The following is a 21,459-nucleotide window of genomic DNA, read 5'->3' on the forward strand; positions in this document are numbered from 1 at the left end:
CCAGCCGGTGGCCATGGAAGAGGGGCTGCGGTTTGCGATCCGCGAAGGCGGCCGCACTGTCGGGGCCGGCGTGGTAACCGATATTATTGAATAGATAGCATAAGTACTTAAGTAGTATAACAGTTACTTGAGAGAATGGGTCACTGGAGGGCCCGTTCTCTCGGTGTATACGGGCGTAGGTAGTATCTTCCCGGATAGACAGGAAGAGAAAACAACGATAAAGCAAATGGATAAACCTTGTTTTTAATGCTGATTTGCCCGTAAAAAAACGTATTTTATATGTATATATATGCAGATGTAGTTTCCCGGATCTCCGGGCGCCGGACAGAGTCAGCGGCATGTTTTTCTTGCTGACGAAAGCTATACCGGCAGAAATTTACGGGTGTAGCTCAATTGGCAGAGCAGCGGTCTCCAAAACCGAAGGTTGTGGGTTCAAGTCCTTCCACCCGTGCAAGTATTGAATCGATTAAAATTTCATGGATAAGATTAAAGAATTTTTGGAAGATGTCCGCAAGGAGATGAAAAAGGTCTCCTGGCCTGACCAAGACGAGTTGGTTGACTATACGATAGTTGTGGTCATCTTTACTATTCTTCTGGCTGCCTTTATTTTTGCAGTAGATCAAGTTTATAGCACGATATTAGAGACAATTTATCAATGACACAAGATGATCAGTATAAATGGTATGTAGTTCGTGTCTTTTCCAGCCACGAGAAGAAAGTGAAACGGTACCTGGATCGTGAAATAGAGATGCGGGGGCTGGAAGATAAGATCAGTGAAGTCCTTATCCCAACCGAAACCGTCATTGAAATACGGTCGGGTAAGAAAAGGACACGCGAGAAGAATTTTTTTCCGGGTTATATTTTATTGAAGACCATATATGACGAAGAAGTAAATAATCTTATCCAGGGTGCTCCCTCCACCATTGGGTTTTTGAAGACAGGCAAGACGCAGCATATACCCAAGCCCCTGCGCAAGGCAGAAGTTGACCGGATTTTAGGTCGTGTGCAGGATAATGAAGATATGATGGAGCAGGGCGGGAAGATTGAAATTCCCTACGACGAAGGAGATGTCGTAAAAGTTATTGACGGACCCTTTAAAGATTTTGACGGAACGGTACAGGAAGTAAACACTGAGAAACTCAAATTACGTGTTCTCGTAAGTATTTTTGGTCGAAAGACCCCGGTTGAAGTTGATGTGAACCAGGTAGAACCTGCAACTTGACCACATACAATCACTGATGCAAAGTGAGCTATTACGCGGCAATAAACAGATAAGTATAAGCAGTAAATTCAAATGGCAAAAAAAGTAGATCAAGTACTTAAGCTCCAGATTCGCGGCGGACAGGCAAACCCTGCTCCACCCGTGGGACCTGCTTTAGGTCAGGCTGGAATCAACATTATGGAGTTTTGTAAGGCTTTTAATGCTGCCACCCAGGAAGATGCCGGCACGATTATTCCGGTTGAAATCACGGTGTACCAGGATAAGTCTTTCACTTTCATAACGAAGACACCACCTGCTGCAGTTCTGCTGAAACAAGCTGCTGGCATAAAATCCGGTTCCGGAGAGCCCAACCGTACCAAGGTGGGCCAGGTAACCTGGACCCAGTGCAAAGAGATTGCAGAGCAGAAAATGCAGGATCTTAATGCTTTTGAGGTAGAAAATGCTGCTGAAATGATTGCAGGTACTGCCCGAAGTATGGGGCTTCGAGTGCTAAGAGATAAATAGGAAGTTTTATATATAATTATGGCACAACGAGGAAAAAAATATCAGGAAGCCGCAAAGCTCATCGATCCGGAGTTGGAGTATACTCTGGAGGAAGCTTGTGATCTTGTTAAAAAAGTCTCATCAGCTAACTTTGATGAAACGATCGATCTGGATCTTCGCCTGGGAGTCGATCCCCGGCACGCCGATCAGATGGTTCGCGGGTCCGTATCGTTGCCGCACGGCACAGGTAAGGAAGTACGCGTTTTAGCTTTGGTAAGCGAAGCTAAACAGGAAGAAGCTGAGGAGGCCGGAGCAGATCACGTAGGCCTTGATGAATACATTGAAAAAATTGAAGAAGGATGGACAGACATTGATGTGATTGTTGCCACCCCGGATGTCATGGGAAAAATAGGAAAGCTGGGGCGTATTTTAGGTCCCCGCGGACTGATGCCCAATCCGAAAAGTGGTACCGTAACCAACGATGTCGCTGATGCCGTCAAAGAAGTAAAAGCCGGGAAAATTGACTTTCGTGTAGATGAATATGGTATTCTGCACGCATCAATCGGCAAAGTAAGCTTTGATGCCAGTGAAATTCGTGAAAATGCAATACGGTTTTTGCAAACGGTCATGCGGCTCCGGCCCGCTTCTGCCAAAGGGTTATACATCAGAAGCGCCTATATGAGCTCCAGCATGAGTCCAAGCATACCATTAAGTCGTTCATCTGTAATTTCTGTATAGACGTTTAAAACAAACTGAATCATGCCAACATTAGCAGAAAAGAAAGCAGTTGTTGAAGAAATTACGGAAAACCTGAATGATGCCGGTGCAGTATATATCGCCAATTATTCAGGTATGTCGGTATCGGAAGTCAACAATATGCGTGGCAAATTTTTCGAAGACGATATCAAGTATAAAGTGTATAAGAACACCTTGGTAAAAAGGGCCATGGAGGAAGTGGGCGGATATGAAGATTTATATCCCCACCTGGTAGAACAAAATGGTTTTGTCTTCGTAGAGGAAGAGCTTGCTGCCCCCGCAAAAGTGATAAAAAAATTATACGAGGAAACTGAGCGGCCTAAGTTTAAAGCGGCCGTCATTGCCGGAGATTATTACGGTGAAGACGAGCTTGATACCCTGGCTGCAATGAAGTCGAAGAGCGAAGTTATCGGAGATATCGTCGGGCTTCTGCTTTCACCTGTTTCCAACGTGGTAAGCGCACTTCAAGCTCCCGGCAGAACCATTGCCGGTGCCATTGAAACCATCGCTGAAGAAGGCGAAAAATAACAAACATTAATACACGAATTTTCAATTCATAAAGATCAATCGGAGAAATAACATGGCTGACGTTAAAGATTTAGCTGAACAATTAGTTAACCTAACCGTAAAAGAAGCAAACGAGCTCGCTAACGTTCTTGAAGAAGAATACGACATCACGCCTGCGGCTGCACCGGCCGTTGTTGCTGGTGACGGCGATGGCGGGGGCGAAGAAGAACAAACCGTATTTGATGTTGTTCTGAACGGCCCCGGCGACAAAAAGATTGCCGTTATTAAAGAGGTTCGAAGTATCACTGGCCTCGGTCTTAAAGAAGCAAAAGAGCTCGTCGATAATGCACCTAATCCTATTAAAGAAGGTGTTGATAAGGCAGAAGCTGAAGACCTGAAGTCCAAGCTTGAAGAAGCAGGCGCTGAGGTTGAGCTTAAATAGTTAAGCATCAACGTATCAATTTGTCATTAGCCAATATCGTGCTGTTACGGTATTGGCTATTGGCGTCTATTTGTATGCTTACCATTTCCTTTCACCGAAGTGAATGGTCAGGCGGCAAATTCGGCTCATCACCATCTAACTAATTTTAAAGGAGAGGTTCCTTTGAGTATACAAAGTAAAATGGAGAAAATTCCTTTCACCGATCGCTTAACATTTGCCAGTACTGAACACGTATTAGATTACCCCGATTTTTTGGATATCCAGCTGGATTCATTTGGTCAGTTTACGCAGTTGGACATTGCTCCGGAAGACCGAAAAGTTCAGGGACTTCAGAAGATTTTTAAAGATAACTTCCCAATACAGGATTCGCGGGAAACCCACATTCTGGAATTTCTGTATTACAGCGTCGATACGCCTAAATACAGCATGAAAGAATGCCAGGAGCGCGGTCTCTCCTATGCGGTTCCCCTGAAAGCCAAATTGCGCCTTTCGGCCGTAGATGATGATGATGAAACGACGGAGACCATTGAGCAGGAAGTTTTTCTGGGTGACCTTCCCTGGATGACCGAACGCGGTACTTTTATTATCAACGGTGCTGAGCGTGTTATCGTAAGCCAGCTGCACCGCTCGCCCGGCGCTTTTTTCGGACAAAATGTCCACCCGAACGGCACCCAGCTCTATAATGCCCGGGTTATCCCGTTCAAAGGCTCATGGATTGAGTTTTCCACGGATATCAGAGACGTCCTCTGGGCTTATATCGACCGCAAGAAGAAGGTGCCGTTTACGACCTTGCTTCGCGCACTGGGCTATTCTACGGATGAAGAGCTGTTTAACCTGTTTGAACTGTCTGAAAAGGTTAAGTTGAGCTCCAAGAAACAGTATAATGAAGAGCTTGTCGGAGAACGCCTTGCCGTGGATATCGTTGAAGAAAAGATGGAAGAGGTCGTGGACGATGAGACCGGCGAAGTAACGGAAGCACTGACGCGCAACGTACTTCTTGAAATTGATCATGAGCTGACCGAAGACGATTACGGCCTTCTCAAAGAGGCGGATGTGGATGCGGTTCGTATCCAGGATATGGAGCCGGAAGATTCCGAGCGTGATGTGTTTATGAATACACTGCGTAAGGATCCGACCCATGATGAAGAGTCTGCCCTTGGCGAAATATACAAGCAGATTCGTACCGGAGAGATGCCGGATCCCGAGACCGCACGGCAGGTACTGGAGCGGCTGTTCTTCAGCGACAAGAAATATGACCTCGGAGAAGTGGGACGCTACCGCCTGAACAAGCGTCTGAAGCTGGATGTGGATATGGATATCCGGTATCTGGTGAAAGAAGATATCGTAGCCATCATTAAAGAGGTGATCCGCCTGAAGAACATGAAGTCGCAGGTGGATGATATCGATCACCTGAGCAACCGCCGGGTTCGCACCATCGGTGAGCAGTTGGGACAACAGTTTTCGATCGGCCTGGCGCGGATGTCGCGTACGATCAAAGAACGAATGAACTCGCGTGATGCCGAGCAGCTGACGCCACAGGACCTGGTGAATGCACGTACGATTTCCTCCGTTATCAATACTTTTTTCGGGACGAACCAGCTCTCCCAGTTTATGGATCAAACGAATCCCATTGCTGAACTGACCCACAAGCGCCGGATGTCGGCGCTGGGTCCGGGTGGTTTGACCCGGGAACGGGCCGGATTTGAGGTTCGCGATGTCCACTATACCCATTACGGGCGGCTCTGTCCCATTGAAACGCCGGAGGGACCCAATATCGGATTGATTACCTCGCTCTGTGTCCATGCCAAAGTGAATGATTTCGGCTTCCTGGAGACCCCCTATCGAAAAATTGAAGAGGGCAAGGTAACGGAAGATATAGAATACCTGTCCGCCGAACAGGAAGATGAAACGGTGATTGCCCAGGCAAACGCACCGATAGAAAACGGTGTTTTCAAGAATAACAACATCTTCTCTCGTTTCCGTGACGGCGAAGTGGGACTGGCGGATCCGGAAGAGATTGAGTATATGGATGTTTCCACGAACCAGCTCACTTCTGTTGCAGCGGCCCTCATTCCGTTTATTGAGCACAACGATGCCAACCGTGCGCTCATGGGATCAAACATGCAGCGCCAGGCGGTGCCGCTGCTTCGGCCGGAAGCGCCGGTCGTGGGCACAGGCCTTGAGTATCGTGCTGCCAAGGATTCCCGCGCCATTATCACGGCCGAGAAAGACGGTGAAGTGGTGTACGTTAGCTCCAAAGAAATCCATGTGAAGTATGAACGAACGGAGATGGAGCAGAACTGCCACTTTGATGACGGCATTAAGAAATACAAACTGACGAAATTCGAACGCACGAACCAAAGTACCACCATCAATCAGAAGCCTATTGTTGATGTGGGGGAAAAAGTCGTCAAAGGTCAAACGCTGGCCGACGGCTGTGCAACGGATGGCGGGGAGCTGGCCCTGGGCCGTAACTTGCTGGTCGGGTTTATGCCGTGGAGGGGATACAACTTTGAGGATGCTATTGTCGTAAGTGAACGGGTGGTCCAGGACGACCTCTATACCTCCATCCACATTGAGGAATTCGAACAGGAGGTTCGGGACACCAAACGCGGCGAAGAAGAGTTGACGCGTGAAATCCCGAATGTGAGCGAAGAGGCCACCAAAGATCTCGACGAGCACGGGATCATCAGAACGGGTGCCAAGATTAATCCGGGTGATATCCTTGTCGGTAAGATTACCCCGAAAGGAGAAACCGATCCCACGCCCGAGGAAAAACTGTTGCGTGCCATTTTCGGTGATAAGGCCGGAGACGTCAAGGATGCTTCGCTGAAAGTATCGCCGGGGGTTTCGGGTACGGTTATCGATACCAAGCTCTTTAGCAGAAAACGTGACGAGCAAATTTCGCGCAGGGAGGAAAAGAAACAGGTTGAGCTCGAGAATGAACGTCACGCCGAAAAGGTGGATGAACTCAACAGCAAGATGGTGGATAACCTGTACAGCCTGCTGAGAGATAAAACTTCGCCGGGCGTATACGATTTCAACGGTGTCGAGCTTATCCCGAAAGGGGAAAAATACCGAAAGTCGGATTTTGAGGAGCTCGATCCGGTGAATATCAACGAAAATATTCAGTGGGCTACCGATGATGAGCTGGTAGAACACGTGCGCCTGCTTTTTAAAAATTATCGGGATCTGCGCCGGGAGATCGATACCGAAGCAAAACGAAGAAAATATCAGATACAGGTCGGAGATGATCTGCCGCCCGGCATTATTCAGAAAGCAAAGGTGTATGTTGCCAAGAAGCGGAAGCTTCAGGTTGGTGACAAGATGGCCGGCCGTCACGGTAACAAAGGCGTTATCGCAAAGGTAGTACCTGTTGAGGATATGCCTTTTATGAAAGATGGAACACCGGTCGATATCTGCCTGAACCCGCTTGGCGTACCGTCTCGCATGAACCTTGGCCAGATCTACGAGACTATTTTGGGATGGGCCGCCAAAGAACTCGGTGTTACTTTTGCCTCCCCTATTTTTGACGGGGCAACCGAGGAACAGGTCAAAGAGCAGCTCAGAGAAGCCGGCTTGCCGGAGGATGGTCGCGTCACGCTCTATGACGGACGCACCGGCGAGCCGATGGATCAGAAAACCACGGTCGGTTATATGTACATGCTGAAGCTCAATCACCTGATTGAGGATAAGATGCATGCCCGTTCAATCGGACCCTATTCCCTCATTACGCAGCAGCCGCTCGGTGGTAAAGCACAGTTCGGTGGCCAGCGTCTGGGTGAGATGGAGGTCTGGGCACTGTATGCTTATGGCGCTTCGAATATCCTGAAAGAGATGCTTACTGTCAAAAGTGATGATGTCAAAGGCCGATCGCGCGTGTACGAAGCTATTGTCAAAGGCGAAAACTTGCCCGAAGGCGATGTGCCCGAATCATTTAAAGTCTTGCTGCGCGAAATGATGGGCCTTGGACTTGAAATTCATATAGACTAATTAGAACAACAGAAATTGCACTGTTAAATAAAGTCAATCCGGAGGTACTTCCTTGCCGACTACTAACACATTAACAGTTTCGAAAGACTTCAACAGAATTGGTATTTCCCTTGCGTCGCCGGAGACTATTCTCTCCCGTTCGCATGGTGAAGTCTTGACGCCCGAAACAATCAATTACCGCACCTTTAAACCGGAGATGGACGGTCTTTTCTGTGAAAAGATCTTTGGCCCGGTTAAAGATTACGAATGCCATTGTGGCAAATACAAGCGAATACGGTATAAAGGGATCATCTGTGATCGCTGTGGCGTTGAGGTAACGCGAAAAGCCGTTCGCCGGGAGCGTATGGGACATATTTCCCTGACGGTGCCGGTGGTTCATATCTGGTACTTCAAATCGTTGCCGAACAAACTGGCCTACCTGTTAGGCTATTCGTCCAAGAATTTAGAGAAGATCGTTTATTACGAGACCTATGTCGTAATGAATCCCGGCGTTGCACGTGATCTCGGGTATAAAAAAGGCGATCTTATTTCTGAAGAAGAGTATTACGATATTCAGGAACAGCTGCCCGAAGATCAGTGGGAGATGGACGATGAAGATCCCGACAAGTTTCGGGCCAAAGAAGGGGCGGATGCCATTGAAGAACTGCTGACGACGCAGGACCTCGATGAGCTTGCCTATCGACTGCGCTACGAGGCGCGGAACGAGACGTCCCAGATGCGGAAGAAAAAGAAGCTGAAACGACTGCAGGTTATCGAATCCTTCCGTGCGGCCAATCAGCACACGGAAAACCGTCCCGAGTGGATGGTGCAAAGTGTCATCCCGGTCATACCCCCGGAATTACGTCCGCTGGTACCACTGGAAGGGGGACGTTTTGCCACTTCCGATCTCAATGATCTGTACCGGCGTGTGATTATCCGAAACAACCGGTTGAAACGCCTGATCGATATCAAGGCGCCGGATGTCATCCTGCGCAATGAAAAACGCATGCTGCAGGAAGCGGTCGATTCGCTGTACGACAACTCCCGAAAATCCAATGCGGTACGGAATAACAACCGCCCCCTGAAATCGCTCAGCGATATGCTGAAAGGGAAGAGCGGCCGATTCCGTCAGAATCTGCTCGGGAAGCGTGTGGATTACTCAGGTCGTTCCGTTATTGTGGTCGGACCGGAGTTGAAGCTTCACGAGTGCGGTTTGCCGAAGGAGATGGCTGTTGAGCTCTATAAACCGTTTATTATCCGCCGATTGATTGAACGCGGTTATGTGAAGACGGTCAAATCAGCGAAAAAAGTAGTTGACCGGCGAGACCCGGTGGTATGGGAGGTTCTTGAGAATGTCATTGACGGACACCCCATCCTGCTGAATCGCGCGCCTACGCTTCACCGTTTGGGTATTCAGGCATATCAGCCGGTCCTTATCGAAGAGAAGGCTGTGCGCCTTCATCCGCTCTCCTGTACGGCCTTTAACGCCGACTTTGACGGGGACCAGATGGCCGTACATGTGCCACTGAGCCACGACGCCATACTGGAAGCCTCCGTACTGATGCTTGGCTCGCACAACATTTTGAGTCCCGCCAGTGGCGGACCTATTGCCGTACCGTCACAGGATATGGTTCTGGGTATTTACTATATGACCAAGATGGCCAACGACCAGAAAGGGGAGGGCAAGACATTTGCCAATACCGATGAAGTGCTTATCGCTTACGATCGGGATCGCCTGGACATGCATGCCAAGATCAATATCCGGATTCCCCGGACCAACGAAGATGGGGAGGAAGGATATGAGATTATCAAGTCTACGACCGGACGAGTGATCTTCAACAGAATTCTGCCCGAAGAGATGGGCTACATCAACCGTACGCTCGGCAAGAAGGAGCTCCGTTCGCTGATTGGCGATATCCACTATAAGGTGGGGACCGCGCGCACCGCGGAATTCCTGGATGAAATGAAGAAGTTAGGCTTTGAGCAGGCTACGACCGGGGGACTCTCATTCAGTCTGGAGGATATCGTTATTCCGGATGAGAAGCAGAAGCTTATTGACAATACGCAGGATGAGGTCGCAGAGATCACTGATCGCTATGAAATGGGTTTTATCACCGATAATGAGCGTTACAACCAGGTGATTGACAAATGGACCAGTACGACCAACCGTGTTTCGGAATCCCTGTTTAATGCATTGACGGCCGATCGCGAAGGCTTTAACCCGGTCTTTATGATGGCTGATTCAGGGGCGCGTGGTTCGAAAGAACAGATTCGTCAGCTGGGCGGCATGCGTGGCTTGATGGCCAAGCCTCAGAAAAGCTCGATGCAGGAAGGCAACGAGGTGATTGAGAACCCGATCCTGTCTTCTTTCAAAGAGGGACTGACGGTTCTTGAATACTTTATTTCTACCCACGGGGCTCGAAAAGGACTGGCGGATACGGCTCTTAAAACTGCTGATGCCGGTTACCTGACGCGTCGTCTTGTTGATGTTTCTCAGGATATTATAATCAACGAGAAAGATTGCGGGACGCTTCGCGGCATCAAGATGAAAGCCCTGAAGGATAACGAGGATGTCATTGAAAGCCTCGAGGATCGTATATTGGGACGTGTTTCACTGCACGACATCTATGATCCTCTGACGGATGAGCTCATCTGTGAAGCCAATGATATGATCGATGAGGGTGTGGCCCAGAGCATTGCCGAAACGTCTATTGAAGAGGTGGAAATCCGTTCGGTGCTCACCTGTGAGACCGAGCGCGGTGTTTGCTCGAAATGCTACGGTCGTGATTTGTCACGCGGAACGATGGTTCAGGTAGGCGAAGCAGTGGGTGTTATCGCTGCCCAGTCTATTGGCGAACCGGGCACTCAGCTTACGCTTCGAACCTTCCACGTGGGAGGTACGGCCTCTCGCATGGAGTCGGAATCCCAGCATAAGGCGAAGTTCGAGGGCAAGGTGGAATTTGAGAATATTCGTGTCGTTGAGTACGACGACGGGGAAGAAATCCATGACATCGTCCTGAGCCGCGCCGGCGAAATCAAGATTGTCGATGAAGAGGGCAAGGTGCTCACGACCTACAATATCCCTTACGGCTCAGAACTGCTGGTCGAAGAGGGAGATGAAATCCCGAAAGGAGTTCCGATTTGTAGCTGGGATCCTTATAACGCCAATATCTACGCTGAAATTGACGGGAAGGTCGAGTACAAGGATATCCTCGAAGATATCACCTTTTCGGAGGAAACGGATGCCCAGACGGGTCACCGTGAGAAAGTGGTTGTTGATTCCAAAGACCGGTCACTGGTCCCGACCTTGCTGGTCAAGGGCAGTGACGACCGTATCCGTGAGAAGACGCTGCCTGTCGATACGCATATCGTGGTCGACGATGGAGAAGAGGTGTCAGCGGGACAGGTACTGGCCAAGATTCCGCGTTCAACGGGACAATCGAAAGATATTACGGCTGGTCTGCCGCGTGTTACGGAGCTTTTCGAGGCTCGGTCGCCGAGCGATCCCGCTGCCGTGTCTGAGATTGACGGTGTGGTTCGCATGGGCGGACGGAAACGCGGTAAGCAGGAAGTGATAGTCGAAAGTAAAGACGGCAAGACGGAGAAGACCTACCTGATCTCCCTGTCGAAGCATATCCTTGTGCAGGAGAACGATTATGTGGAAGCGGGACAGCAGCTGTCGGACGGAACCATTCCGGCTGAGGAAATTCTCAACATCCTCGGTCCCTATGCCGTACAGTCCTACCTCGTGAATGAAATTCAGGAGGTCTACCGCCTGCAGGGTGTTCAGATCAATGACAAGCATATTGAGACGATCGTCCGCACGATGATGCAGAAGGTAGAAGTTACCGATTCCGGGGACACCATGTTCCTTGAAGGAGATAAGGTGGACCGGTTCGAGCTCAACAACAAGAATGATGAGCTAATCGGTAAATATGTGGTTACCGACACGGGTGGAAGTGACCTGAAACAGGGAACCATTCTCGACCGCCGCGAGGTTCGGGAGCTCAATAACGAACTGATTAAAGCGGGCGAAGAAGAGATCGAAACACGTGAGGCGGAACCGGCGATTTCGAAGCCGATCCTGCTGGGTATTACCCGCGCGGCCCTGTCAACCGAAAGCTGGCTGTCGGCCGCATCCTTCCAGGAGACTACCAAGGTCCTGACACAAGCATCCATTGAGGCCAAGAAAGATGAACTGCTTGGTTTGAAAGAGAATGTGATTGTCGGACACAAGGTGCCTGCCGGTACGGGACTGCGCAAATACGATGATCTTATCGTCGGTAAGAAAACCGAGCTGGATGAAGATGAGCAGGAGGTGGCTAAAGTCTTCGAACAGCTCAGCGGGGCGGGCGAACCTGAAGCTGAAGATGGCGAAGAGCCCCAGACGGCTGCTGAAACGGCCGATACCGAAGAAGATGAGGAGTAGCATCCTTCGTTAAGTATATCTACCTATAAGTCCAAATTAAAAGCGTCCGGCTCAGCAGCCGGACGCTTTTTTATTATAAAGCATGCTTGCCGGCGGGGGTAAGTACCTGCACTTCTCACCATACCGGTCTCATGTGAGCTTTAAACAATAAGGACTGTTACCCAATTTTCGAACAACAATTCCTGCTCGGGATAGTGTATGCCGCTTGATAACTCTTCTGGTACTTGCCGTAGACCGGGATTCGAGCTCATCGGAAGGCAGGGCCGCTTCGTACTGCAAAACGCTTCTGGCGTAGAGGATAAAAAGTCAGAATCATAGTATCGATGGTCAACAGAATTGAAAATGTGCGTCATCGATGCTTCAAACATCGATGACCGATAAAAGCGGAAAAGTTTCCCCAAACAGAAAGGATTTTTTTGGGAAAAGCGAAAAAAATATTTATATCGTTGAGGATGGTGCAAAGTTATAAAGTAGCGCCGGATGTCTGAAGAGATCCTATTCTTTAATTTCCTGGAATCATTATGCTAAAAACAAGATCTATTTTACTCTCAGCTATTGTCGCCTCACTGGCAGGCTTCTTGTTCGGCTTCGATACCATTGTCATCTCCGGGGCGGACCGTCCCATTCAGGAGATCTGGGAAACCAGCGACCTGTTTCACGGCACGTTTATCATGTCAATGGCGCTCTGGGGCACGGTCATCGGGGCCCTGTTCGGGGGCATACCCTGCGACCGGTTCGGCCGTAAAAAGACGCTTTTTGGCATTGGCGTGCTATATTTGCTTTCCGCGCTGGGGTCAGCCTTTGCCCCGGATCCCTATATTTTCTCCTTTTCCCGTTTTATCGGGGGATTGGGCGTCGGGGCCTCTTCCGTCGCCGCTCCCATTTATATATCGGAAATTACCCCGGCTACCGACCGGGGACGACTGGTAGCTTCCTACCAATTTAATATTGTGCTTGGGATTCTGGTCGCTTATGTGTCCAACTATGTGATTGGGATCTATTTTGATCAATATGCCTGGCGATGGATGCTGGGAGTTGAGGCCATTCCGGCTGCCATTTACGCCTTCTTTGTTCTGGGCGTCCCCGAGAGTCCGCGATGGCTGGCCCTGAAGAAAAAGGATGACGAGGGGGCAAAGAAGTTGTTAAAGCAGCTTAATCCCAAGGCTAACGTGATGGAGATGCTTGAGACGATTAAGGGTTCCGTTGGGAAATCGACCGATCCTAACTTTTTCTCCCGTAAATATCGTTTTCCCATTTTGCTGGCCTTTCTGATTGCTTTTTTCAATCAGCTTTCCGGTATTAACTTTGTGCTCTACTATGCCCCCCGGATCTTTGAACAGGCCGGCATTGCCGCCACGGAAGTATTGGGAGCCTCCATCCCGCTGGGAATTGTGAATCTTCTTTTTACGCTCCTGGGGATGTACCTGATCGACCGGGTGGGACGCAAGCGATTGATGTACTATGGATCGTTCGGCTATATTTTTTCCCTGTTGGGCGTTGCCTGGGGCTTTTTTACCGGAGCTGAAGGATCGCTTGTCGTGGCCTTTATCAGTGCATTTATTGCCGCTCACGCGGTGGGACAGGGGGCCGTGATTTGGGTGTTTATCTCCGAAATATTTCCCAATAAAGTGCGGGATTACGGCATGTCGCTGGGGTCGGGTACGCACTGGGTGTTTGCCGCGCTGATCACGCTTGCAACCCCCACCGTTTTAAGTACGTTTTCCGGAGGATCGATTTTTGCATTCTTTGCGGGGATGATGGTTCTGCAGCTGCTTTTTGTATGGCTGGTTATGCCGGAGACCAAAAACCGGACACTGGAGGAGCTGGAGGATATATTGCTTCCGGAAGATGCGGAGTTTGACCTTGATGAGGAGGCAACTTCCGAAGTATAGCAAGCGTTAAGCAGTTAATTTTTTCCTTATGGCAAGTACGACTAAAAGAAATGTGTTGTGTGTTGGAGAGGTTCTCTGGGATTCGCTGCCCGGCGGCTTATTTCTCGGGGGAGCCCCGCTGAATGTCTGCTACCACCTGAACCAGCTGGGTATCCCGGCTGATATGTGCAGCAGAGTGGGGGACGACCGGCTGGGAAAAGAAGCATTGCGGCGAATACAACACAGCGATATATCAACAGCGTATATTCAAACAGACAGCAAGGCAGAGACGGGGTTTGTAAAGGTTGAAATCGGGGAGAGGGGGGATCCGGCGTATGAGATCATTGAGCCTGCTGCATGGGACTTTATTGAAGAGCGTCCGGCACTGGCTGATATAGCCCGGGAAAGCTGGGCCCTGGTCTTTGGCTCTCTGGCACAGCGCCACCGCGAAAGCCGATCGGCAATTCGGAAGTTGTGGGGTTTTGACCTGAAAAAAATTCTGGATATTAATTTGAGACCTCCCCATATCGACAGTCAGGTAATCCGGGATTCCCTGAAGGTAGCTGACATCATAAAATTAAATGAAGATGAATTATTCCGCCTCATTGAATGGTATTCGTTAAACGGCGATAGCCGCCGGGCCGTAGAAGAGCTGGCGGCTGATTTTCAATGCTCGCTGATTTGTGTTACGGCGGGGACAAAAGGAGCGGTCATGTATCAGAACGGCTCCTGGTATAGCCACGAAGGGTATCCTGCCAACGTCAAAGACAGCGTGGGCGCGGGGGATGCTTTTCTTGCGGCCCTGGTGTGTGGTATACAGGCCGAAAAGAAGGGGGAAGAGCTCCTCAGGTATGCCAATGCCGCGGGTTCCTTTGTAGCCCGTAAAGATGGAGCTACGCCAGAATATACTCCCGGTGATATAGAGAGGTTAGCCCGTGGTTCCCGGGAGTAAAAAAACGAGGTATTACGTCCTATTCGGTCACGTCTTCTTTGGCTTTTTCAATAGAACCCAGCAGGTCTTCTGCTTCGTTGATCAGATCTTCCGCTCGTTTACGGGCATCTTCCACAACCAAATCTCCTTTGCGTTTCGCTTCAGACATCGATGCTTTCTCGTCGGAGAGTTGCTCAATAAGATGCGATAGTTCATCGATATAGGTACTGAGACGATACGAAATGATATCCCGGGTGTTGCTCCCTTTGTCGGGGGCGTAAAGCAGAGCAATTACGGAACCAACAAGTGCGCCTGACAATAGTCCGAGGGTAAAGTTTTTTGACTTACTCATAAATATGTTTTCCTTTTATGCGGTAACGAATTCAAATAAATATGTCACTTTAGTAACGTTTGTCCTTGTACTGTAATATGCAATTTACTGAACTTATTTAAAAACGTCTTAGCCCGATTATTTCATATGACTTTTGATAGCGTCCCGGCGTTTTTTGTTTATTCCCATGATAAATACGGGGACCACATACAGCGTAAGAATAGACCCGAAAAAGAGTCCCCCTATAACTGCCCGCGCGAGAGGCGCCCACATTTCAGATCCTGCGCCAATACCTATCGAAAGTGGAATCATCGAGCAGATGGTCGTGAGTGCTGTCAGCAGGATAGGGCGAAGTCTTCGTTTGCAGGCTTCAATGGCATTGTTGAACAGGGAGTCCGCCTGCTCGTGGTATTCCGTATAAAGATGGATGTAATCGACGAGCACAATGCCGTTATTTACGATGATACCGACCAGCATAAACATGCCGATAAAAGCGGTGGCACTCAGAGAGGTGTCCAGGAGCCATAGTCCGAGAAGAGCCCCGAAAAAGGCCAGAGGAATACTGAACCATATGACAAAAGGATCCCGGAAATTTTCAAATAGCGATGCCATAATCATATAGGTCAATAAAACGGCAAACAGCAGTGACCAAATAAATTCATTGGTTCCTTCATCCGCATCCTGTGTAGAGCCCGTAAATTCATATCGATATCCCTCGGGCAACACGACTTCCTCCCGTATGATATTCGTAAGTTTTTCCCGGAACTCATTAGGATTGCCCGCCACCTGGATATTTACATCCAGGATGGTCTGCCGGTCTCTGCGCGAAATTTGATCGACTCCCTCCACGCTTTCGAACCGTCCCAGTGCCGCTGCCGGAATACGCTGACTGTCGGCCTGTACCAGTTCGAGGTCGAAAAGCTGTTCCCGATTGGTCAACGTAGATTTTGAGGCGCGCACTTCAATAGGCACTTCACGTCCCTGCTGCCGGAGGTATCCCACGCGCGTGCCCTGGACCTGGGTTTTGAGCGAATTTGCTACTTCGTCCAGGGAACGCCCCATCCGGCTGATACGCTGCCGGTCCACATAAAAGTGTAACTCGGGCGTGGGATCGGTGCGACCGTTATCAACGGAAATGACATTGGAATCGGCCAGTACCACCCTCTCGATTTTATCGGAAATCGCTTGCAGCACTTCTATTTCGGGACCAACGAGACTGAGGTCAATACCGCTGCCAAAACCGCCGAAGCCTCCCCCGGCGCCCCGAATAGTGACGTCCACCCCGGGGGCCTCAAGCTGCTGGCGAAGTCCGACTGAAAATCGGTTGGTACTTACCTCGCGCTCTTCTGCGTCCACCAGGGTTACGGTAATCTGCCCGGTATTGGTTTGGGTCCTGAATCCGCGCTGACCAATTTGAGTGACGACGGACTCCACCTCTTCTTTCTCCCGGACCTGGTTGCTGAAATCACGCAACACCCGGGCGGTCCGGACCAGCTTGGTGCCGGAAGGAAGATCTACACTGATGGATACGCTTCCGGTATCCGATTGTGGTAAAAATTCAAACTGCAGGCTGTTGTACAGCAGGTAGGAGCCCCCCAGAATCATCCCGACAAAGAGAAGGACCATCCACTTTCGAAACATGACCCACCGCAGGGAGTCGGCATACCACTGTTCAAGTTTCTTTAGGCTGTCGGTTGCACCGCTTGTTTTTTGAAAATGTGTACTATCCAAAAAAAGCAGAGAAAGTACCGGCACCAGGATGATGGAGGAGAGGAAAGAGATGGCAATAGAGATACTGATGGTAAGGGCAAATTCTGAAAAAAATTGCGCCTGCATACCTGAAAGACCGATAATAGGTACGAAAACACCCAGTGTGGTGAGCGTTGCTCCGAGGAGCGCACCGACCACTTCATTGGTTCCTTCGAGAGCGGCCTGCATGTTGTCGATGTTCTCTTCGAGTTTGCGCGCAATGCTTTCCGAGACCACAATGGCGTTGTCAACCAGAAGGCCGATGGCCAGGGCCAGGGCCGTAATTGTCAGGATATTGAGCGTCAGTCCCGCAGCATGCATCGCCGCAAAGCTGGCGGTTACGGAGACGGGGATCGTAGCCGCGACCACCAGGGCGATCCGCCAGCCGCCCATAAAGATCAGCAGAATGATAATAACGACCACCAGGGCCGCAAGAGCCGACTGGGTCAGATTCGAGATCGAATTTTCGATATTTTCCCCGTCATCGGTAAGTATCTGCAGGCTAACCCCCGGTGGCAGGTTCGCGTTGATAGCGGATAGCCGATCCTTGACGGCGTTAACGACGTCCAGCGTATTGGCGTCCGATTTTTTTTGGACCTCAACCGATACGCTGTTTTTGCCGTTGATTTCAACAAGCGTGGTTACTTCGGCAAAGCTGTCTTCTACCGTTGCCACATCTTTTATGCGGATGGGAATACCTTCGTCCGTGACTTTTATAATCGTTTGCCTAATCTCCTCTACGCCCGAATACATTGATTGAGCGCGGACGCTATAGCTGTTCTGGCCGGTTCTGATATCTCCGACGGGCACCTGCAGATTGTTTGACCGCAGGGCGGCTTCGATGTCTGAGGGGATCAGCCGGTGCTGTGCCAGTGACATGGGCGCCACATTGACAAATACCTTGCGCTCAAGTCCCCCGCGCGTATCTGCCGAGGCCACTCCCTGCAGTCGTTCTATGCGGGGTTCAATAAACTCGACTCCCAGCCGTCGCAGCTCATCCAGTCCCCTGTTGTCAGCTTCCAGGCTGAGCCGCATGATGGGAAAGTTTTCCGGGTCGAACTGGAAAATGACCGGGTCGGCGGCCTCCCGGGGGAGTTCATTGCGGATGCGAGAAATCTCTTCACGCACTTTCAGTTCCGTATTACGAATATTGATCCCGTTTTTCAGCCGGAGGATGATGAAAGCACTCCCTTTGCTTATATTGGATTCCAGCGTTTCGATGCCTTCGATCGATGAGATCGCTCCTTCGATGGGCTCTACAACCAGTTGTTGCATGTCCCCGGGCGCTACGTTGCTATAGCCGGTGGAAACAGCGAGGATCGGTATGTTGAAGGAGGGATAGAGCGTAACTTTAAGGTTCGACAGAGAAAACATACCGAAGCCGATGACGACCAGCGTAACCATAATCACGGTAATGGGCCGCTTTAAAATACCTCCTGCTACGGTAAATTTCTTCATAGCATTTTATTGACATTGAAGTTGCTGATCGGGTCCTCCTTATGCACCGAATCGAAACCGAGATGTTCAACCATCGTGTTAATCAGCTTGTACAGGCAGGGCACCACAAAAAGCATCAGGAGCGTCGACATTGTGAGTCCCCCTATAACAGTTCGGGCCATGGGACTCCAGGTCTCAGATCCGGAGCCCAGCTCAAGAGCCAGCGGGACCATCGACAGGATGGTCGTAACGGCCGTCATCAAAATGGGACGGAGCCGGCGTCCGGCGCCTTCGATAATCGCTTCACTGCGTTCCACCTTCCGTGCCTGCAGAATTTTAATATAATCAATCATGACAATACCGTTGTTGACGACAATACCCGATAACAAAATGAGTCCCACCATCGAAGTAACACTGACCGAGGTACCGGTGACCCAGAGCATGAGCAGCACGCCGGTCAGCGCCAACGGAATGGTAAGAATAATAATAAACGGCTCCACCAGGCTCTCAAACTGGGACGCCATCACCATGTAGGTGAGAATACCCGCAATGACAAAGGCGATCAGCAGATAGTTGAAAGAAGCTTGCTGGTCTTCGGCGGAGCCGGCAATCTCGTAACGATAGCCTTCCGGCCAGCTCATCTGATCGAGCTGCTGCCGGGTATGGTCCGCGGCTTCCTTGAGGTCGATATTAGACAGGTCGGCGGTGACTTCGGTGACCCGTTCCTGGTTGATTCGCAGGATGTTGGTGGGACCGTTATAGCGCTCGATACGGGCCAGGTTTGACAGGGGAGTCCAGTTGCCGTCAGGGGTTTCCACCTGCAGGTTACGGAGATCTTCGGTGGCCGCTTTATCACGCTGATGCAGCTGGACCAGCACTTCAAATTCTATGCCCTTGTCAACATAGGTGGTCGCGAGGTCCCCTTTAACGGCATTGCTAAGGGCCGTGGCTACCTGCGATGTCGTCATACCGATCCGTGAGATGCGTTCCCGGTCCATGACCACACGCAGTTCGGGTCGTCCCTGGTCGGCCGTACTAAAGACATTTACAATATCCTTAATCTCCCGCAGCCTCTGTTTGACCGCGTCTGCCAGTTCTTGCTTTTGCTGTATTTCATACCCGTAGATCTGGACGATAAGGCCGTTTTCTCCTTCAGGACTCAGGGGATCTTGCTGTACTTCTTTAATTTCCGTACCGGCTACCTGCTCCAGTTGATCGAGAAGGGGCGCAAGAATTTCACTTTCCGACCGGCGGCGCTCGCCCTGCGGAACCAGCTCCACCCGGACTGTGCCCTGGTATCCTCCCGGGTTTTCTGCCCCCTCAATTCCTTCTTTGTCACCGAAATCGGATACGACCAGCCGGGCTTCGGGCACATCATTGCGGATGATCTGTTCAACCCGTGAAATCGAGCGCTCCAGCTCCAACAGGCTGACTCCCGGTTCGCGCCGGACATCCAGGATGAACGAGTTGTCATCTACATTGGGAAAAAACTCTCCCCCAAGAAAGTTGAACACGGGCAACGTAACGAGAAACAGGATGACGGCCGCAATGACGACGCTGCCGCTCCGGTCCAGCAAAGTCGAAAGCCGATGTTTATACGAATGTTCCAGCCGGTCGAGGAATCGACTGACAGGGGGACCTACCCGGCTGCTGAAAAAAGTGACGATGGTGCCGGCCAGGTAGTTGAACAGCCGGATGAGCGGGTAGATGAGAGCTCCCAACAGAAGCAGGGGCGCGGCCAGGATCCGCTTGTAGACCGTCCCGCGGCTCCAGTCCAGCAGTTGCCTGAGATAGGAATCTTCTGTGTTACCGTTATCTTTATTTTCTTCCGTTCCGGGAGTCAGTAGCTGGGAACTCATCAAGGGGATAAGCGTGAGGGCCACCAGGGAAGAGATTGAAAGCGCGAAAGAGAGCGTAAGCGCCAGATCGCGAAAGAGGAAACCAGCTATGCCCGGCACAAATAAAATCGGGATAAATACCACCAGCGTAGTAAGCGTAGAGATTACTACGGGGACGGCTACTTCCTGAGCTCCCAAAATGGAAGCGTTATCCCGGTCTTGTCCCTCTTCCTTAAACCGGAAAATATTTTCCAACACTACAACGGCGTCGTCCACAACCATTCCCACGGCCAGGGTAAGTCCGGAAAGAGAGATAATGTTTAGACTTAATTCCGCCCAATCCATTACGCTGAACGTAGCGATGATCGAAACCGGGATAGAGATGGCGATGATAAGAGCCGATCGTCCGCTTCGCAGAAAGGCCAGCAGAATGAGCACTACTAATATGACGGCCTGCAGTCCGGTCCACAACAGGTTATCGATGGACATTTCGATAAATTCCGCCCGGTTGGTCAGAATATCTATTTCAATATCACCGGGTAGGATATCCTGCAGCTGATCGAGGCTGTTTTCTACTGCGTTTGCCGTCGTAACTACATTGGCATCACTTTGGCGGTATATGTTAAGTATGACCCCATCGTGACCTTCAATATGAACATTGCCAATCGGCTGGGCAATACCGTCTTCTACGGTGGCTACATCTTTAAGCTGCAGGGGCTCGCCGTCGCGGACCGCGATGATGGTATTACGAATTTGATCTACGTTTTCAAATTCGCCCATCGTTCGCAGCGAATAGATCGTTCGTCCCTCTATCAGTTCGCCCGCCGGTACCTGGATGTTCTCCTGTTGCAGCTTGTCACCGATAGTAGCGATGCTCAGGTTATAACTTCGCATCTGTTCATTGCTGATGTCGATATTGATCTGGCGTTCGTACCCACCGGACGTTTCGGCCGAAGCCACGCCGGGTATGCGCTCCAGCTGTTGTTCGAGATCCTGTTTGGCAATGGTGCGCAGTTCACGCGAACTCCGGGTATTGGAGGTGAGGGTAAGGACAATAACCGGTTCCTGGTTGGGATCATACGAAAAGACGATCGGCTGTTCGGCGTCGTCGGGAATCGTGCGCCGTACGAAATCGAGCTCCTTGCGGACATCCGACTCGGCGATATAGAGGTCCGTGCCCCAGTTGAAATTCAATTTTACAACCGAGGCCCCCTGGTTTGAGATGGAGCGCACCCGGCGCACGCCGCTGATACTGCCTACGGCTTCTTCAATGGGGCGGGTGATAAGCGTTTCCATGTCCTCCGGAGCCACCCCCTCGTAGGTGGTATAGACCGTAATTGTGGGGAAGGAGACATCCGGGTAGAGGTCAAGCCTCAAATTAGACAGACCAAAAAGGCCGAATCCAATGACGATGAGGCTTGTCATGAAGAAAGTAACCGGTCGCTCAACCGCTTTTCGTGCTAAAATTTTCATAAATTAGGAATATCTGAT

General features: G+C 50.4%; 14 protein-coding genes and 1 tRNA gene. 12 read left to right on the plus strand and 3 right to left on the minus strand.

The window, feature by feature from the left end; translation table 11 throughout:
- The 12 genes from BUB16_RS15570 to BUB16_RS15625 form a co-directional block, all read left to right on the plus strand.
- A partial coding sequence (locus BUB16_RS15570) for an EF-Tu C-terminal domain-related protein (RefSeq protein ID WP_139240335.1) occupies positions 1–94 on the plus strand: 94 nt, incomplete at its 5' end.
- 284 nt (positions 95–378) lie between these two features.
- Positions 379–451: transfer RNA gene (locus BUB16_RS15575), tRNA-Trp, on the plus strand.
- A 25-nt stretch (positions 452–476) separates the two neighbouring features.
- Positions 477–659, plus strand: a complete 183-nt coding sequence (gene secE, locus BUB16_RS15580; RefSeq protein WP_073066585.1) for a preprotein translocase subunit SecE — start codon at positions 477–479, stop codon at positions 657–659.
- Positions 656–1,222, plus strand: coding sequence for a transcription termination/antitermination protein NusG (gene nusG / locus BUB16_RS15585; protein ID WP_073066588.1), 567 nt, complete (start codon positions 656–658; stop codon positions 1,220–1,222). The genes secE and nusG overlap by 4 nt, the downstream gene beginning before the upstream one ends.
- Before the next feature lie 72 nt (positions 1,223–1,294).
- Complete coding sequence (rplK, locus tag BUB16_RS15590; protein WP_073066592.1) at positions 1,295–1,726, plus strand: 50S ribosomal protein L11; 432 nt, start codon at positions 1,295–1,297, stop codon at positions 1,724–1,726.
- A gap of 18 nt (positions 1,727–1,744) precedes the next feature.
- A complete protein-coding gene (gene rplA, locus BUB16_RS15595; RefSeq protein WP_073066594.1) occupies positions 1,745–2,443 on the plus strand; it encodes a 50S ribosomal protein L1 in 699 nt (232 codons plus the stop codon).
- A 21-nt stretch (positions 2,444–2,464) separates the two neighbouring features.
- Positions 2,465–2,989, plus strand: coding sequence for a 50S ribosomal protein L10 (gene rplJ / locus BUB16_RS15600; protein ID WP_073066597.1), 525 nt, complete (start codon positions 2,465–2,467; stop codon positions 2,987–2,989).
- Positions 2,990–3,041: 52 nt separating this feature from the next.
- Positions 3,042–3,410: a 50S ribosomal protein L7/L12 gene (rplL, locus tag BUB16_RS15605; RefSeq protein WP_073066602.1), complete on the plus strand. Its 369-nt coding sequence runs from the start codon at positions 3,042–3,044 to the stop codon at positions 3,408–3,410.
- A gap of 180 nt (positions 3,411–3,590) precedes the next feature.
- Positions 3,591–7,403 carry a DNA-directed RNA polymerase subunit beta gene (gene rpoB / locus BUB16_RS15610; RefSeq protein WP_073066607.1) on the plus strand — a complete coding sequence of 1,271 codons (3,813 nt, stop codon included), beginning with the start codon at positions 3,591–3,593 and terminating at the stop codon, positions 7,401–7,403.
- A gap of 52 nt (positions 7,404–7,455) precedes the next feature.
- Positions 7,456–11,811 carry a DNA-directed RNA polymerase subunit beta' gene (rpoC, locus tag BUB16_RS15615; protein ID WP_073066610.1) on the plus strand — a complete coding sequence of 1,452 codons (4,356 nt, stop codon included), beginning with the start codon at positions 7,456–7,458 and terminating at the stop codon, positions 11,809–11,811.
- 521 nt (positions 11,812–12,332) lie between these two features.
- On the plus strand, positions 12,333–13,703 hold the full coding sequence (locus tag BUB16_RS15620) for a sugar porter family MFS transporter (RefSeq protein WP_073066613.1): 1,371 nt from the start codon (positions 12,333–12,335) through the stop codon (positions 13,701–13,703).
- 28 nt (positions 13,704–13,731) lie between these two features.
- The gene (locus tag BUB16_RS15625) at positions 13,732–14,634 is read left to right on the plus strand and encodes a carbohydrate kinase family protein (protein WP_073066616.1); all 903 of its coding nucleotides are present in this window, start codon (positions 13,732–13,734) and stop codon (positions 14,632–14,634) included.
- Between the two features lie 19 nt (positions 14,635–14,653).
- On the opposite strand, the gene BUB16_RS15630 is transcribed toward BUB16_RS15625, so the two are convergent.
- The 3 genes from BUB16_RS15630 to BUB16_RS21965 form a co-directional block, all read right to left on the minus strand.
- Positions 14,654–14,965 (minus strand): YtxH domain-containing protein, encoded by a 312-nt coding sequence (locus BUB16_RS15630; RefSeq protein WP_073066620.1) that lies wholly within the window; start codon positions 14,963–14,965, stop codon positions 14,654–14,656.
- A 117-nt stretch (positions 14,966–15,082) separates the two neighbouring features.
- On the minus strand, positions 15,083–18,151 hold the full coding sequence (locus BUB16_RS15635; protein WP_073066624.1) for an efflux RND transporter permease subunit: 3,069 nt from the start codon (positions 18,149–18,151) through the stop codon (positions 15,083–15,085).
- Positions 18,148–21,441, minus strand: coding sequence for an efflux RND transporter permease subunit (locus BUB16_RS21965; protein ID WP_244545717.1), 3,294 nt, complete (start codon positions 21,439–21,441; stop codon positions 18,148–18,150). The genes BUB16_RS15635 and BUB16_RS21965 overlap by 4 nt, the downstream gene beginning before the upstream one ends.
- Positions 21,442–21,459 lie beyond the last annotated feature (18 nt).

The organism is Fodinibius roseus (assembly GCF_900129315.1).
Classification (GTDB): Bacteria; Bacteroidota; Rhodothermia; order Balneolales; family Balneolaceae; genus Fodinibius; species Fodinibius roseus.